Genomic DNA, 14,375 nt, shown 5'->3' with positions numbered 1-14,375 from the left:
TCTCCCGCTCCTCGGTCTCCTCCGCGGCCGGGGGAGCCGACTCGGCCGCGCCGGAACCACCGCTGCCGTCGTCCACGGTGATGATCACCGTGCCGACGTCCACCGTCTGGCCCTCCTCGACCAGCAACTCCCGCACGGTGCCCGCGAACGGACTGGGCAGCTCGACCACGGCCTTGGCCGTCTCGATCTCGCACAGGTTCTGGTTGACGGTGATCTCGTCGCCGGGCTTCACGTACCAGGTGAGCAGTTCGGCCTCCACGAGGCCCTCACCGACGTCGGGCAGTTTGAACGACTGCACGCCGCCGACGGCGGGTGCGTTCTTCTGAATCCCCATGTCTCCTGTTCCCCGATACCTAGAACGCGAACGCCCGGTCCACACCGTCCAGAACCCGATCAAGGTCCGGAAGATAGTGCTCCTCCAGCCTGGACTGCGGGTAGGGGGTGTCGAAGGCGGCAACGCGGATCACCGGCGATTCCAGGTGGTAGAAGCACTCCTCGGTGACACGGGCGGCGATCTCCGCGCCGGGGCCGCCGCTCAGCGGCGCCTCGTGCGCCACGACCAGACGGCCGGTGCGCTTCACCGAGTCCACGATGGTGGGGTAGTCGACGGGCGACAGCGATCGCACGTCGACGACCTCGACGGAGTGGTCGGTGTCGGCCTCGGCGGCCTGGAGGGCGGTCTTGACCATCGGCCCGTAGGCCAGCAGGGTCACGTCCGTGCCGGGCCGGGCGATCCGAGCGGCGTCCATCGGGGTCGCCTCGGCGATCGGGGCCTCGGTGTCCACCTCGGCCTTCTCGTAGTAGCGCCGCTTGGGCTCCAGGAAGATGACCGGGTCGTCGGACCGGACGGCCTGCTGGATCATCCAGTAGGCGTCCTCGGGGTTGGCGACCGTGACCACCCGCAGGCCAGCCGTGTGGGTGAAGTAGGCTTCGGGCGACTCGCTGTGGTGCTCCACCGCGCCGATGCCGCCGCCGTAGGGGATGCGCATGACGACGGGGACGCTGAGCTTGCCCGCCGAGCGGCGGCGCATCTTGGCGAGTTGGGTGAAGGTCTGGTTGGCCGCCGGGAAGAAGAACCCGTCGAACTGGATCTCCACCACCGGGCGGTACCCGCGCAGGGCCATGCCGATGGCGGTGCCGACGATGCCGGACTCCGCCAGCGGGGTGTCGATCACCCGGTCGGCGCCGAAGTCCTTGTGCAGGCCGTCGGTGACCCGGAAGACGCCGCCGAGACGGCCGACGTCCTCACCCATGACCAGGACCTTCGGGTCGTGTTCCATGGCGGCGCGCAAGCCCGCGTTGATCGCCTTGCCGATCGTGAGGTTGGTTCCCATGGCCTAGCGGCCCCCTTCCGCGCCGGCGCCCTCGAAGGACGCGAGGTACTCGGCGAACTCGGACCGCTGCTGGTCGATGTGGACGTTGGGTTCGGCGTAGACCTCGTGGAAGATGTCCAGCGGCTCGGGGTCGGGCAGCGCCCGGCACTCGGCGCGCACGCGCTCACCGATGGCGTCGGCCTCGGCGTCGACCGAGGCGAAGAACTCCTCGTCGGCCAGGCCCTCGCGCTCCAGGTGGCGGCGGAGACGCAGGATCGGGTCCTTGGCCTTCCACTCGTCCAGCTCGGCCGTCGCCCGGTACCGCGTGGGGTCGTCGTTGGTGGTGTGGGCGCCCATGCGGTAGGTGAACGCCTCGACGAGCGTGGGCCCGTTGCCCTCGCGCGCGTTGGTCAGCGCGGCGCGGGTGACTGCCAGGCACGCGAGCACGTCGTTGCCGTCCACGCGCACACCCGGGAAGCCGAACCCGGAGGCGCGCCGGTAGATCGGCACACGGGCCTGCCGCTCCAGCGGTTCGGAGATCGCCCACTGGTTGTTCTGGCAGAAGAAGACCACGGGGGCGTTGTTCACCGACGCGAAGTTGAACGCCTCGTTGGTGTCGCCCTGGCTGGTGGCGCCGTCGCCGAAGTAGGCGATGACCGCGGTGCCGTCCTCCCCGACGGCCCCGTCGCGCTGGACGCCCATGGCATAGCCGGTGGCGTGCAGGGCCTGGCTGCCGATGACGATCGTGTACAGGTGGAAGCCGTGCTCGTGCGGGTCCCAGCCGCCGTTGGTGACGCCCCGGAACATACCCAGCAGTTCCTTGGGCTCGATGCCGCGGCACCAGGCGACGCCGTGCTCACGGTAGGAGGGGAAGGCCATGTCGCCGTCGCGCAGGGCCCGCCCGGACCCGATCTGCGCGGCCTCCTGGCCCAGCAGGGAGGCCCACAGGCCCAGCTCACCCTGCCGTTGGAGGGAGACGGCCTCGCTGTCGACCCGGCGGACGAGCACCAGGTCCCGGTACAGGTCGCGAATCTCGTCAGCGCCGATGTCCAGGGGGTAGTCGGGGTGTGCGGTGAACTCCCCTTCGGGTGTCAGGAGCTGGACAAGCTCCGTTTCTGCGTGTGCGGTGGTGTCCGACACGTCGCTCCTCGGGTTCTCGGGGCCGAATTCGCGTGGGTGAACGCTGATCGGCCGAATCAAGGTCCGCTCACCCGGGGTGGTGGGCGCAGCGGACAGCCCTCCCCACATCGTGACAGAACTCACTACGTGGAGCGCAAGCCCTCAGCGTCACCTTTTAACCTGTCCGCCCATCATCCCGATCTTCCACACATGCGCAACTACCAGGGCTTCCTATCAATTACAAGGACTTCCAACAACTTTGTGGACCCTGGTTGACGACGGAACGGAAACGCCCGGGCGGCCTCGATGTCGAGGCCGCCCGGGCGTGACGTGGCAGCACGCGGCGGCTACGGAGAGAGACCGCGCGGGGTCATGGGGTGGATGGGGCGGGGGCCGGGGCGCCGTGCGAACGCGCGGGGCGGGACGGCTCAGGCCGGGACGCGCATGCCGCGCTCACGGCCGTAGTCGGCGAGCATCTCGCGGAGCTGGCGGCGGGCGCGGTGCAGCCGGGACATGACCGTGCCGAGCGGCGTCCCCATGCGGGCGGCGACCTCCTTGTAGGCGTAGCCCTCGATGTCCACGAGGTAGATGACCTCCTGGAACTCCTCGGGCAGGCGCGCGAGAGCCAGCTTGATGTCGGAGTCGGGCAGGTGGTCGAGGACTTCGGTCTCGGCCGAACGCATGCCGGACGACGTGTGCGCCTCGGCGGCGGCGAGCTGCCAGTCCTTGATCTCGTCGGTGGTCTCCTGGCGCGGCTCGCGCTGCTTCTTGCGGTAGGAGTTGATGAACGTGTTGGTCAGGATCCGGTAGAGCCAGGCCCTCAGGTTGGTGCCTGCCCGGAACTGATGGAAATTGGCGAAGGCCTTGGCGAATGTCTCCTGGACGAGGTCCTCCGCGTCCGCCGGGTTGCGGGTCATCCGCAGGGCGGTCGGGTAGAGCTGGTCGGCGAACGGTGTCACCGCGGTGGCGAAGTCCAGGGTCTGCTCTTCGGCGCGGGTCTCACCGGTCGTGGAGGTCTGGTCCGCTGCGATAGTCGTCAAGATTCCCCCCTCTGGACGACCGGACGATCACTTCCACACTGGTAGACGCCACCAGACGCTTCCAATGATGACATCAATCAGGGTGATACGAGTCACGAAGGTACCGAAACCGTCTCCAGTACGGGTAAGCATGCGGTAAAGGACCAGCGTGGCGCCTGGCCAGGGGCCGGTCGCGGGCCGGTGTGGCATACGCTGGCGTCGCCCCTCCGAGCGGCTCGGAGAGGCGCCCGCCCGGCTCCGCGGCGGGCAAGTGCGGCACACCCACATTTCTTCTGGAGGACGCTGTGGCCCGCGTCGTTGTTGACGTCATGCTCAAGCCCGAGATCCTGGACCCCCAGGGCCAGGCCATCGCCGGGGCCTGCTCCCGGCTGGGCTTCGAGGGGGTCGAGCAGGTCCGGCAGGGCAAGCGCTTCGAGGTCGAGGTGGACGGCGAGGTCGACGACGCCAAGCTCGCCGACGTCCGCCGGCTGGCCGAGACGCTGCTCGCCAACACCGTCATCGAGGACTTCGAGGTCCACGTCGCCTGACCCCGCACCGGGGGCGGACACCCGCACACCTGGTGTGTCCGGAATTGGCCAGCCGTGTCCCGTATCGGGCACGGCTGTTCGTTTTGCGTCAACCGAGCTCGGGAAGGTTCCTTAACGCGTCGAACCGGCAACCGACCACGGAGCACGAGAGGTGTACGCATGGACGCCGTCTTCTCGATCTCGCTCCCCCGCCAGGCGTACACGGTCTCCGTCGTACGCGACGTCCTCGGCACCCTGCTACGACGCGTGGGCCTGTGCCAGGACTGCGCCGACGACATCATCCTCGCCGTCTCCGAGGCCTGCGCCAACGCGATCGAGCACGCCGGTTCGGCCACCGACTACCGCGTCGAGGCCGACCTCGACTCCCGGTTGTGCGAGCTGCGGATCTCCCACAACGGGGAGGCGCCCGCCGGCACGGCCCTCCCCCGCGGGCTCTCCCCGGGCCCCGTGCCCCTGCCCCGCCTCAGCGCAGAATCGGGCAGGGGCATCTTCCTGATGCGCCGGCTCATGGACGAGGTCTCCTTCCGGGGCGCCCCGCGCACGACGGTCCTCCTGCGCAAGCGTCTCACCCGGTGCGACCACCGCCCCGACCCCGGTCCCGCCCACATCCACGAGCAGGACTACGCCGCACTGTCCGCTTCCCGGTCGTGAACGACCGAGCCCGCGGGTGGGCGCCCGGCCGGCCGCCGGGTCCACCTCCCGCGTCCAGGAGCCCCCGGGACCGAACACCTCCGCACGGGGATGTGGCACACACCACCGCGCCTGTCGGGTCACACACCCCGACCGCGCTTCCAGCCGTCCGAATTGGGAGAATCGCACAGGCCAGGAGCCCGGAAGCGGGGTGAGGGTCGTACCCGAACACAGTCGACCGGGTACGCTGCGAGGTGCGGACGCGCCGTCCCGCGACGGCCCGGCGTCCGCGGACTCCTCGCCCAACCACCCGTCTTCCCGCGCGCGGGATGCGGACACACAATGACCCGGAGTGTGCTCATGGCAGCCCGTGTGGGCGTCGTCACCTTCCCCGGCTCCCTCGACGACAAGGACGCCGCCCGCGCCGTCGCGCTGGCGGGTGCCGAGCCCGTCGCGCTCTGGCACGCCGAACCCGACCTCAAGGGCGTGGACGCGGTCGTCCTGCCCGGCGGTTTCTCCTACGGCGACTACCTGCGCTGCGGCGCCATCGCCCGGTTCGCGCCCCTGATGTCCGAGCTCGTCCCGGCCGCCCGCTCGGGTGCGCTGCCGGTGCTCGGTATCTGCAACGGCTTCCAGATCCTGTGCGAGAGCCACCTGCTCCCCGGAGCGCTCACCCGCAACACCTCGCTCCGCTTCCTCAACCGCGACCAGGTGCTGCGTGTGGAGTCCACCGCCACCGCCTGGACCGGCGACTACACCGACGGCCAGGAGGTCCTCGTCGTCCTCAAGAGCGGCGAGGGCAGCTACGTCGCCGACGAGGAGACCCTGGACGAACTGGAGGCCACCGGCCGGGTCGTGGTCCGCTACGTCGGCGGCAATCCCAACGGATCGCGCCGCGACATCGCCGGGATCACCAACGAGCACGGGAACGTCGTCGGCCTCATGCCGCACCCCGAGCACGCCGTCGAGGCGCTGACCGGCCCCTCCACCGACGGGCTCGGCTTCTTCACCTCGATCCTCAGCCACCTGGCGACCGGAACCCCGGTACACGCCTGACCCGACGGACCCGCACACGGACAGGGGGACGAACCTCGCGATGATGGCGCTGCTGCGCTCCCGCCGTTTCAAGATCGCACTGGCCGTCGCACTCGTCGTCGGCCTGGTCGTCTCCGGCGCGCTCGGCCTGTTCCAGGCCCTGAGCACCCCCGTGCCCACGGCGTCGCCCGAACCTCCGGCTCCGGGGTCGGCCCAGACCCCGGAGCGCCTGGAGGCGCCGGACGTCGACGTGCTGGGCGACCCCCCGGACGGACTGTCCTACGTCTCCGGTGACGAGGACGTGCAGTGCACGACCGCCGAGTGCGTGCGCCTGGTGCGGGTCGTCACCGACGAGGGCGAGCGGGCCGCCGACTCCGAGGAGGCGATCGAGTCGGTCTACCACCACCTTCTGGACGCCAACTGGGGGCAACTGCTCCCCGAGGGCGCGGAGTCACCCGACGACGTCCCCCTGGGCGAGACCATCCTCAGCGACGGGGACGTCCTGGTCGCCGACTCCTCCGACCACGACGCGGAGGAGGCCGCCGCGCTCCTCATGCTCGGCAACGCCGTCCAGCCCAGATCCTGAGTTCTGCCCTGACCACGACCTTCCGCGCCGGTCGGCGGACGCCACGGCCCGGCTCACATCCGCACATCCCGAACGGAACCACGCATGTCTGAAGTACCTGGTCTCGACACCGTCACCACGGCGCTCGACACCCCGGACACCCCCCAGCCCTACGCCGAGCTGGGCATGGCCAAGGACGAGTACGAGCGGGTCCGCGAGATCCTGGGCCGCCGCCCCACCTCCTCCGAGCTGGCGATCTACTCGGTCATGTGGAGCGAGCACTGCTCCTACAAGTCCTCCAAGGTGCACCTGAAGCAGTTCGGGGAGAAGGCTCCCGAGAGCGACGCGCTGCTGGTCGGCATGGGTGAGAACGCCGGTGTCGTGGACGTGGGCGACGGACGCGCCGTCACGTTCAAGATCGAGTCGCACAACCACCCCTCCTACGTGGAACCGCACCAGGGGGCGGCCACCGGGGTCGGCGGCATCGTCCGCGACATCCTCACCATGGGCGCCCGGCCGGTCGCCGTGATGGACGCGCTGCGCTTCGGTCCCGCCGACGCCGACGACACCAAGCGCGTACTCCCCGGCGTGGTCTCGGGCATCTCCTTCTACGGCAACTGCCTGGGACTGCCCAACATCGGCGGTGAGATCGGTTTCGGCGCGGGCTACCTCGCCAACCCGCTGGTCAACGCCCTGTGCGTCGGCGTGATGCGGCACGAGGACATCAAGCTCGCCCAGGCTCCCGGCCCGGGCAACAAGGTGGTCCTGTTCGGCTCCACCACCGGCCCGGACGGGATCGGCGGCGCCTCCGTGCTGGCCAGCGCCAGCTTCGACGACGAGTCGCACGCCAAGCGCCCCAGCGTGCAGGTCGGCGACCCGTTCATGGAGAAGCTGCTCATCGAGTGCAGCCTGGAGCTGTACGCCCGCGACCTGGTCGTGGGCATCCAGGACCTGGGCGCGGCGGGTGTGTCCTGCGCGACCACGGAGCTGGCCGCGGGCGGTACCGGCGGCATGGACATCCAGCTCGACCGCGTCCCGCTGCGCGACCCCCGGCTCACGCCCGAGGAGATCCTCATGAGTGAGTCGCAGGAGCGCATGATGGCCGTGGTCGAGCCGGCCAAGATGGACGAGTTCCTCGCCATCTGCGCCAAGTGGCAGATCGTCGCCACCGAGATCGGCGAGGTCACCGAGGTCACCCCCGAGGAGGCCGAGCGCGGCGGCCGCCTCGTGATGACCTGGCACGGCGAGACCGTCGTGGACATGCCGCCGCGGACCGCCTCCGACGAGGGCCCGGTCTACCAGCGCCCCTACGCCCGCCCCGCCGAACAGGACGCGCTCCAGGCCGACGACGCCGCCGCGCTGCCCCGCCCGGCCGACGACGCCGAGCTGCGCGACCAGCTGCTCCGCGTGCTGGGCGCCCCCGGAGTGGGCGACCCCACCTGGGTCACCCAGCAGTACGACAGCTACGTGCGCGGTGACACGGTCGTCTCGGCTCCGCACGACGCCGGGATGATCCGCGTGTCCGACGACTCGCACCGCGGCGTGGCCCTGTCCACCGACGGCAACGGCCGCTACACCCGTCTGGACCCCTACGCGGGCACCCAGGCGGCCTACGCGGAGGCGTTCCGCAACGTCGCCGCCACGGGCGCCCGCCCGCTGGCGGTCACCAACTGCCTCAACTTCGGCTCGCCCGAGGACCCGGGGGTCATGTGGCAGTTCGCCGAGGCCACCCGGGGCCTGGCGGACGCCTGCCAGAGCCTGGGCACCCCGGTGACCGGCGGCAACGTGAGCTTCTACAACCAGACCGGTGACGTGGCGATCAACCCGACGCCCGTGATCGGCGTGCTCGGCGTGATCGACGACGTCCGCAACCGCCTGCGCTCGGCCTTCGACACCGACGGCGCCACGGTGTTCCTGCTGGGCGAGACCCGCGCGGAGTTCGGCGGTTCGGCCTGGGCCGACGTGGTCCACGGCCACCTGGGCGGGCTGCCGCCCCGGGTGGACCTGGCCGCCGAGGCCGCGCTGGGCGAGGTGCTGGCCACCGCCGCCGACCGAGGCCTGGTGACCGCCGCCCACGACCTGTCCGACGGCGGCCTGGGGGTCGCGCTCGCCGAGTCGGCGCTGCGCGGTGGCCGGGGCGTGCGCGTGGAGGTCGACGGCGACGCGTTCACCGCACTGTTCAGCGAGTCCGGCGCCCGCGCCGCGGTCGCGGTGCTCCCGGAGCACGCGGACGCGCTCCGCGCGCTGGCCGCCGAGCACGACGTGCCCGTCGCCGAGATCGGCGCCGTGGGCGGCGACGCGCTGGTGGTCACCCACCCGGGCGGGTCCGTCGAGGTGCCGCTGGCGGACCTGCGCACCGCCTACGAGGCCACGCTGCCCGCGCTCATGGACGGCGTGTAGGACCCACCGATCGGAGCGGGGGAGCCCGGCGGGCTCCCCCGCTCCGTCGTGTCAGCCGACCTTCAACTGTTCGTCGCCGAAGTCCGCGACGATGACCAGAGTCCCGCCCAGCGCCGTGACATAGCGGTCGAGGACGTCACGCGTGGAGAGGTCCCCCGACTCGATCTGGGAGACCCGAGCGACCGACACTCCCATGCGCTGCGCGACCTCGGCCTGGCTGAGCCCCCGGTGCTTGCGCATCTCGACCAGTCGCCAGGCACGAGCCTCGTCCCGAAGGCGCGCCACACCGGCCTCGAACGCCTCGACACCTCCAGCGGTCTCGATCGCCCGTTCCAGGTGCCCGCTCTCCCGCCAGCTCTGGTAGCTACTCATCCACCCACCTCTTCCGACCGTTCTCGAAGGTGAACCTCTCACCGGCCGACCCGGTGCTCCCACGCACCGAACGGTGCCCGGACCCTGCACACCTCGGCCTCCGAGTCCACCTCCAACGAGAACTCGTCCAGGCCCGGCCAGTCGGCACCGTCCAACAACTCGTAACCAGCGGTGAACCTCTCCAGGAGCGAAGCATCCCCGCCGTAGGTGACCGTGCCATCCGGCCAGATGTACACCCAGGAGTCACCCGCGCCCAACGCGACGACGGGCGCGCTCTGTCCGTTCCAGGGGCGCCCACCCACGTCGATGCGCATACTGGGGCAGGCCAGCACCAGACGGGTGAGAAGGTCGCGGTCGAGTAGTTCGACGGACCCGAGGGGGAACCTCCCCACACCGTCCGGCTCGGCACCGGTTCCGGGGAAGCGCTGGCGAGGGGCACGCTGGACACGGTTCCGCATGAACGCCGCGTCCCGCACGAACGGCCCCGCGAGCACATCCCCGGTCTCACGTAGGACGACGATGGGGGTGGGGCCGCTGTCGGCGTACGGCGTCCACGGCACCACGAGGGGGGCGTCCTGCCCGAGACGTTCGGTCCACTCGAGGGGGACGTTACTGACCGCGCAGGTGGCGATGGCGGCGTCATAGGTGTCTGTGCCAGGGGCTGTGGTGCCGGTGACGACCCGTACACCGGTTCGGGCCAGACGCTCTCGCGCGGCGGCGGCCACGCCGGGGTCGATCTCCACACTCGTGACCGAACCCGCCGGGCCGACCAGAGTGGACAGGATCGCGGCGTTCCACCCGGTTCCGGTGCCGATCTCCAGCACCCGCATCCCCGGCGCGATGTTCGCGGCGTCGATCATGTCCGCCATGAGCTGCGGTGCCGACGACGACGAGGTGGGCCGGTTCACCGGCCCAGACCCTCCGTCATTGGCCTGCGTGGTCACCGCATCGTCGGTGTAGACGATCCGTGCCCACTTCTCGGGGTCAGCAGTGCGGTACAGCGGCAGACCCATCGCGCTCGGCCAGATCATGTCCGGGATGAACCGGTGCCGGGGGTGGGCGGCGAACGCCGCCCGGATCCCCTCCGGGGTGTCCAGATCGGCCACGAGCCGAGCGTGCAGGTCGTTGAGGTCAGCCATCACACCTGTCCTGTTCCGTTACACAGGGGGCAGTCGATGATCTCCTTCTTCCATGGCCCGTTGCCGTCCTGGTCGTTGAAGATCTTGCCCGATCCATTGCAGTTCGAGCAGTCTGCGGCGCGGGGAGCCAGAGGGAGGGGCTGGGGGTTCGTCGTGGTGTCCACGTGCTTCCTTTCCGTCATCCCCGGGGCCTAACCAGCGGCGTAGTCCTCTATGGGTGTTCGTGTTCGTTGGCGACGTCCACCCAGTGGGCGCGGTCCATCCGCAGGGCGTTCGCGAGGGCTTCGTTGGTGAGGGAGTGCCGCAGACCGCAGACCCGCGTGAGGTAGCGGTAGCACTCGTCCCAACTGCCCTCCCGGCCGTCCACCAACCATCGGGAGCGACCGACGTAGGCGACGGCGTGGCGGGTCATGGCATCGCCCCTGGCCGGTGCCGGGGCGCGAACTGGGTCAGGTGCAGCCGTGCTCCCAGGACCTCGACCGTGTCGGCGCGGATGACGTCGTCAGCGTCGGATCCGTGCACGGCGCTCCAGGAGGGGCCACCGTCGTAGGCCCGCTGGATCCTCCATCCGGGGTGCCGCTGGCGAAGGTCGTCGAGGGCGGTCTGTTCGGGTGTGCTGGGCTCCGTCATGCGTCCTATGTCACAGCGTGCTCACAATGCGCGGCGAGGGCAACGTTCTGATACGTCACCGTCGCCCCCGGTCGACTGCCGTGAGCGTCTGGTCAGCCTGGTAGGCATACCAGGTACCGCCCAAGCGAACGTGGACGGTGCCAGGCTGGGTGCGGCGAAGCGCCGTGACGGCTCGGATCCGACCGTCGGGCATGACGACGATGTCGCTGGGACGAAGCTGGGCGGACGGGATGGGCTGGCCCGGGAGCGTGGGCCACGTCGAGGTAGCGGCGGTTGAGCTGTCCATGTGACCACCATCACTTGACCGGGGAGCGACCGGGAGTGGCCGCGAGGGTGGCCACGCGCGCGACCACCCCACAAACCCGACCTCTGGGTGGTTATTGGGCTTCTATCTCGTCCATCAACATCCGCAACGTCAGCGAATGCTTTTCCGGTGGGAGCTGGTTCAACGCGGCGTGAGCGTGGGCCACACCTCCGCGCCGGTCTCCGGCGCGCACGAGCATCAACCCCCGGTGCATGTCCAGGTGGGTGCGGAACCGGGGCAGAGTCGGCGGTAGGTGCCGAGACGCCTCCTCCTGGGCGGCCAAGGCGTCACGTTCGTCTCCCAATCGCGCCGACAGGAGGGACAGGAACACATTCATCCGCCAGTAGGGAACGGCGTAATCGGACGCCTCGGAGTCGTCGGAAGCGGCCACGTCGAGCGTGCGGCGACCTTCCTCGGCCAACTCGCGGGCGGTGTCGGCGTCCCCTCGGATGGCTGACGCGTGGGCCTTACCCATGATGGCGTTGAGTCGGCCCAGGGTCGGGCGGTCGTCGATAGCCAGGGCCTGGTCGGCGAGCCGTTCGGCGTCGTCCAGGGCGGCCCCCTCATAGCCGAGGGCGATAGCGGCACGTCCACGCACCCACACGCGGGCCTCGCGATCGTCGGCGCGGTCGGCGAACTCGGCGGCGCGCAGATACCACGAAACGGCCTTGACTCCGTCGGAGCCGGGGAACGTCTTGGCGAACAGGGTCGCCAGACGGGACGCGGTCGCCCACGCGTGAGGGGTGTCCAACTGCCGTTGCAACACCACCAAGTCCCCGGCCAACCGCTGTTGGATCTGTGCGGCCCCAGCGGTCATGTAGTCGCGACCGTAGGAGTCCACCAGCGCGTCCCAGTCGGGACCACGCCCGGACAGCGCTGCTTCAAAGCCGCGTTCAACCAGGTCGGACGCGACAAGGGGCGCGACGGCGGTACCGGCTATGGACGTAAGGAAAGCACGACGGTCCACGGGGTCAGTCTCCAAGGCTTCGAGGGGCACCTGTAGGGCTGCGGCGAGGTGGCGCAGGTGGTAGCGCGTCGGCGTGCGTTTGCCGTTCTCCCAGCGGGAGACGGTTTCGCGGGTGACAGTGTCCCGACCGCTCACCCGGCACACCTCGTCCGCCAACCGACTTTGGGACCAGCCCAGATGTCCGCGTAGCTCCCGTATGGCCACAGCCACCCCGGTGGCCACTGGTTTACCGTGGGGCATAGCTCCGCCCTTCCAATCGGCTCGCACCGTCAGGGTAAAGACCGGAGCCTTTGCCGTCCTCCCCACTGGCCGCTCCCTGTACTCGGATCGTCACCGCCGAATTCACCCGGGGTGACCTGAGTTCACTCGTCTGCCACCCCCGGTGCCCGGAGTACATGACGCTGATGATGCGGCGGAACCTGATCCGGACCGCTGACATCACCCAGTTGGTGCAGGCGCGCTCCCGGCGCTTCGAGGTGTTGGTGGCGAACAAGTTGGCGTCCGTGACGGCTGTGTTCCCCGCCTTCGCCGTGACCCGGCTACCTGATGACATTCGTCGCGCACAGGCCGTGCGGTTACTCGATCTGATCGGAACGGGACATCTCGATGTTCATCTGATCATGACGGAGGAGACTCCGATCGGGCTCATGGGTCCGCTGATGATGTTCCACCTGGACGAGGGTGGGGCGATCGCGGCCAGTGAGCACAATCGGGGAGTTATCGTGCACGACGAGGCGAGCGACTACGGCCGTCTGCACAACCAGATCAAGGCGGCCCTCGGTCGTTCTCTGCCTCCGGTGCAGTCGCGCCGGTTCCTGGACGAGGAGAAGGAGAAGTAGCCATGTGGCACAAGTCCACGTACAGCCCGAGCGGTGGTGACTGCGTCGAGGTGCGCGAGCACGAGAACGGCGCGGAGGTGCGCGACACCAAGCACCGCGAACTCGGCGCACTGGCCTTCGACACCGACCAGTGGGTCACGCTGATCGCCAGCGTGACCCACTGACACCCCCGACCGGTGCCCCCTGGACGGTCCCGTCCACGGGGCACCGGTGTGTCCCACTCAGCCGGAACCGACGTCGAAGGCCGCCCAGACCTGGGTGGAGTACCCCGACCACTCCGGGAAGGCGTGGCAGCCCCAGTCGGCGGTCAGGCTCTCCACCAGGAGCAGGCCGCGCTGCCCCTCGGCGAGGTCCCACTCGTCGGCGGTGCGCTCCGTGGGAATGCGGGGGCTGTCGGGCCCACCGGGATCGCTGACCGTCACGCGCAGCGTGCGCGGGTCCGTCAGGCACATCGTGCGGACGACCTCGCCGCCCGGACGGGCGTACTTGGCCGCGTTCGCCACGAGTTCGCTGACCACGAGCTGGACGGTGTCCACCAGGCCCGGGTCGAACCCGACCAGGTCACGACCGAGGTCGGCACGGACCCTGGCGAGTTCGGACAGGTCACCGGCGTAACCGCGGTAGGGCCACCAGAGGCCGGGCAGGATGATGTCCAGGGTGCTCACGCCACCACCGCCCCACATCGCCGGTCCCGCTGGTCGTTCCAGACGCGGACCAGGGCGGCGAGCTCGTCGAACTCGCCGGGCCAGGGCTCCACGGGGGCGGCGAGCAGGTCCCCCGGAGGCGGGGTCTGCTTCGGAATCCAGGCGTGCAGGCGAGCGGTCGCCTCGGCCTGGACCCGGTCGAGGTCGCGCTCGCGGGACACGTGGTAGGGGCGGACGAGGGCGACCTCGTCAGCGGGGAAGCTCTCGCGCGGCGGCGCCAGACGCGGCGCGGGAACGGGCGCGGGCTTCGGGGCGGGAGGCGTGCTGACCTCGACCGGGGCGGGCACCGGCGCGTAGCGGCGGACCCGGGTGGAACGACGACGGCGGGCGGCGGCCGAGTGGCGGCCACGAGCGGGGGTGAACAGCGCCTTCAGGTACGTCCCAAGCAGGGCGAGGAAGGCAGCGCTATAATCGCGCATGCTGGCAATCCTTGTCTTAAAGGTGTGAGTTGCTGGCCACGACCCCGGGCGATCTTCAATCGTCGCGGGGTCTTCCGAGTTTTCGTTTTGTTGGTTAGAAGGGTAGGGGATGAGGGGAGTGGAGGCGAACTTTTTCGTGAGGGAATTACAAAAAAGTTCGGCGCACCGGACGCCACCCCAGTTCAGACCTCTTGTTTGAAACGGACGTTCCCATTCCTGGACGCCGCCAGAAGAATTCCATTGGTCCGAATTGAAGTGATTTGCTGGGATATCTGAAATCCGGCGGTATGGGTAGGGGTGGGGGAAGGGGGTGACGCGCGTGCGGGTGGAGTCCCCCACCAGGGGCAAGGGCATCGCCCCGCGCTGGCTGCC

At 69.8% G+C, this 14,375-nt stretch carries 19 protein-coding genes; 7 read left to right on the top strand and 12 right to left on the bottom strand.

What is annotated here, in order from left to right; all coding sequences use genetic code 11:
• The 4 genes from D471_RS0125600 to D471_RS0125585 form a co-directional block, all read right to left on the bottom strand.
• On the bottom strand, window positions 1-334 hold a 334-nt coding region (locus D471_RS0125600), incomplete at its 3' end, for a biotin/lipoyl-containing protein (RefSeq protein WP_026128074.1).
• A 19-nt stretch (window positions 335-353) separates the two neighbouring features.
• Window positions 354-1,334, bottom strand: a complete 981-nt coding sequence (locus D471_RS0125595) for an alpha-ketoacid dehydrogenase subunit beta (RefSeq protein ID WP_017601259.1) — start codon at window positions 1,332-1,334, stop codon at window positions 354-356.
• A 3-nt stretch (window positions 1,335-1,337) separates the two neighbouring features.
• On the bottom strand, window positions 1,338-2,453 hold the full coding sequence (gene pdhA / locus D471_RS0125590; RefSeq protein ID WP_017601258.1) for a pyruvate dehydrogenase (acetyl-transferring) E1 component subunit alpha: 1,116 nt from the start codon (window positions 2,451-2,453) through the stop codon (window positions 1,338-1,340).
• Window positions 2,454-2,860: 407 nt separating this feature from the next.
• Window positions 2,861-3,472, bottom strand: a complete 612-nt coding sequence (locus D471_RS0125585) for a sigma-70 family RNA polymerase sigma factor (RefSeq protein WP_017601257.1) — start codon at window positions 3,470-3,472, stop codon at window positions 2,861-2,863.
• Between the two features lie 284 nt (window positions 3,473-3,756).
• On the opposite strand from D471_RS0125585, the gene purS reads away from it, so the two are divergent.
• The 5 genes from purS (at window position 3,757) to purL (ending at window position 8,629) form a co-directional block, all read left to right on the top strand.
• Entirely contained in the window at window positions 3,757-3,999 is a 243-nt protein-coding gene (gene purS, locus D471_RS0125580) for a phosphoribosylformylglycinamidine synthase subunit PurS (protein WP_026128073.1), read from the top strand.
• A 159-nt stretch (window positions 4,000-4,158) separates the two neighbouring features.
• A complete protein-coding gene (locus tag D471_RS0125575; RefSeq protein ID WP_017601255.1) occupies window positions 4,159-4,650 on the top strand; it encodes an ATP-binding protein in 492 nt (163 codons plus the stop codon).
• Between the two features lie 339 nt (window positions 4,651-4,989).
• On the top strand, window positions 4,990-5,685 hold the full coding sequence (purQ, locus tag D471_RS0125570; RefSeq protein WP_026128072.1) for a phosphoribosylformylglycinamidine synthase subunit PurQ: 696 nt from the start codon (window positions 4,990-4,992) through the stop codon (window positions 5,683-5,685).
• Between the two features lie 40 nt (window positions 5,686-5,725).
• A complete protein-coding gene (locus D471_RS0125565) occupies window positions 5,726-6,250 on the top strand; it encodes a hypothetical protein (RefSeq protein WP_017601253.1) in 525 nt (174 codons plus the stop codon).
• An 84-nt stretch (window positions 6,251-6,334) separates the two neighbouring features.
• The gene (gene purL, locus D471_RS36175; RefSeq protein WP_017601252.1) at window positions 6,335-8,629 is read left to right on the top strand and encodes a phosphoribosylformylglycinamidine synthase subunit PurL; all 2,295 of its coding nucleotides are present in this window, start codon (window positions 6,335-6,337) and stop codon (window positions 8,627-8,629) included.
• A gap of 51 nt (window positions 8,630-8,680) precedes the next feature.
• Here purL and D471_RS0125555 read toward each other — a convergent pair whose 3' ends face one another.
• The 6 genes from D471_RS0125555 to D471_RS0125530 all read right to left on the bottom strand — a co-directional run bounded on the left by D471_RS0125555 (window position 8,681) and on the right by D471_RS0125530 (window position 12,281).
• Entirely contained in the window at window positions 8,681-9,001 is a 321-nt protein-coding gene (locus D471_RS0125555; protein WP_017601251.1) for a helix-turn-helix domain-containing protein, read from the bottom strand.
• Window positions 9,002-9,039: 38 nt separating this feature from the next.
• The gene (locus tag D471_RS0125550; protein ID WP_017601250.1) at window positions 9,040-10,140 is read right to left on the bottom strand and encodes an rRNA adenine N-6-methyltransferase family protein; all 1,101 of its coding nucleotides are present in this window, start codon (window positions 10,138-10,140) and stop codon (window positions 9,040-9,042) included.
• A complete protein-coding gene (locus tag D471_RS41395; protein WP_206538976.1) occupies window positions 10,140-10,304 on the bottom strand; it encodes a hypothetical protein in 165 nt (54 codons plus the stop codon). The genes D471_RS0125550 and D471_RS41395 overlap by 1 nt, the downstream gene beginning before the upstream one ends.
• A 47-nt stretch (window positions 10,305-10,351) precedes the next feature.
• Entirely contained in the window at window positions 10,352-10,552 is a 201-nt protein-coding gene (locus D471_RS0125545) for a hypothetical protein (protein WP_017601249.1), read from the bottom strand.
• Window positions 10,549-10,770, bottom strand: a complete 222-nt coding sequence (locus D471_RS0125540) for a hypothetical protein (RefSeq protein ID WP_017601248.1) — start codon at window positions 10,768-10,770, stop codon at window positions 10,549-10,551. The genes D471_RS0125545 and D471_RS0125540 overlap by 4 nt, the downstream gene beginning before the upstream one ends.
• 377 nt (window positions 10,771-11,147) lie before the next feature.
• Window positions 11,148-12,281 carry a helix-turn-helix transcriptional regulator gene (locus tag D471_RS0125530; protein ID WP_051059254.1) on the bottom strand — a complete coding sequence of 378 codons (1,134 nt, stop codon included), beginning with the start codon at window positions 12,279-12,281 and terminating at the stop codon, window positions 11,148-11,150.
• A 50-nt stretch (window positions 12,282-12,331) separates the two neighbouring features.
• Between D471_RS0125530 and D471_RS36170 the strand changes: the two genes are divergently transcribed.
• Window positions 12,332-12,880, top strand: coding sequence for a Scr1 family TA system antitoxin-like transcriptional regulator (locus D471_RS36170; protein WP_275041349.1), 549 nt, complete (start codon window positions 12,332-12,334; stop codon window positions 12,878-12,880).
• A 2-nt stretch (window positions 12,881-12,882) separates the two neighbouring features.
• Window positions 12,883-13,044: a DUF397 domain-containing protein gene (locus tag D471_RS38750; protein WP_017601244.1), complete on the top strand. Its 162-nt coding sequence runs from the start codon at window positions 12,883-12,885 to the stop codon at window positions 13,042-13,044.
• Between the two features lie 57 nt (window positions 13,045-13,101).
• On the opposite strand, the gene D471_RS0125515 is transcribed toward D471_RS38750, so the two are convergent.
• A complete protein-coding gene (locus D471_RS0125515) occupies window positions 13,102-13,563 on the bottom strand; it encodes an ATP-binding protein (protein ID WP_017601243.1) in 462 nt (153 codons plus the stop codon).
• Complete coding sequence (locus D471_RS37850) at window positions 13,542-14,003, bottom strand: hypothetical protein (RefSeq protein WP_017601242.1); 462 nt, start codon at window positions 14,001-14,003, stop codon at window positions 13,542-13,544. Before D471_RS37850 ends, D471_RS0125515 begins: the two co-directional genes overlap by 22 nt.
• Between the last annotated feature and the right edge of the window lie 372 nt (window positions 14,004-14,375).

The organism is Nocardiopsis lucentensis DSM 44048 (assembly GCF_000341125.1).
Lineage (GTDB): Bacteria > Actinomycetota > Actinomycetes > Streptosporangiales > Streptosporangiaceae > Nocardiopsis > Nocardiopsis lucentensis.
Note: the sequence above shows the minus strand (reverse complement) of the source record. Positions and strands in the feature narration are given on the sequence as shown.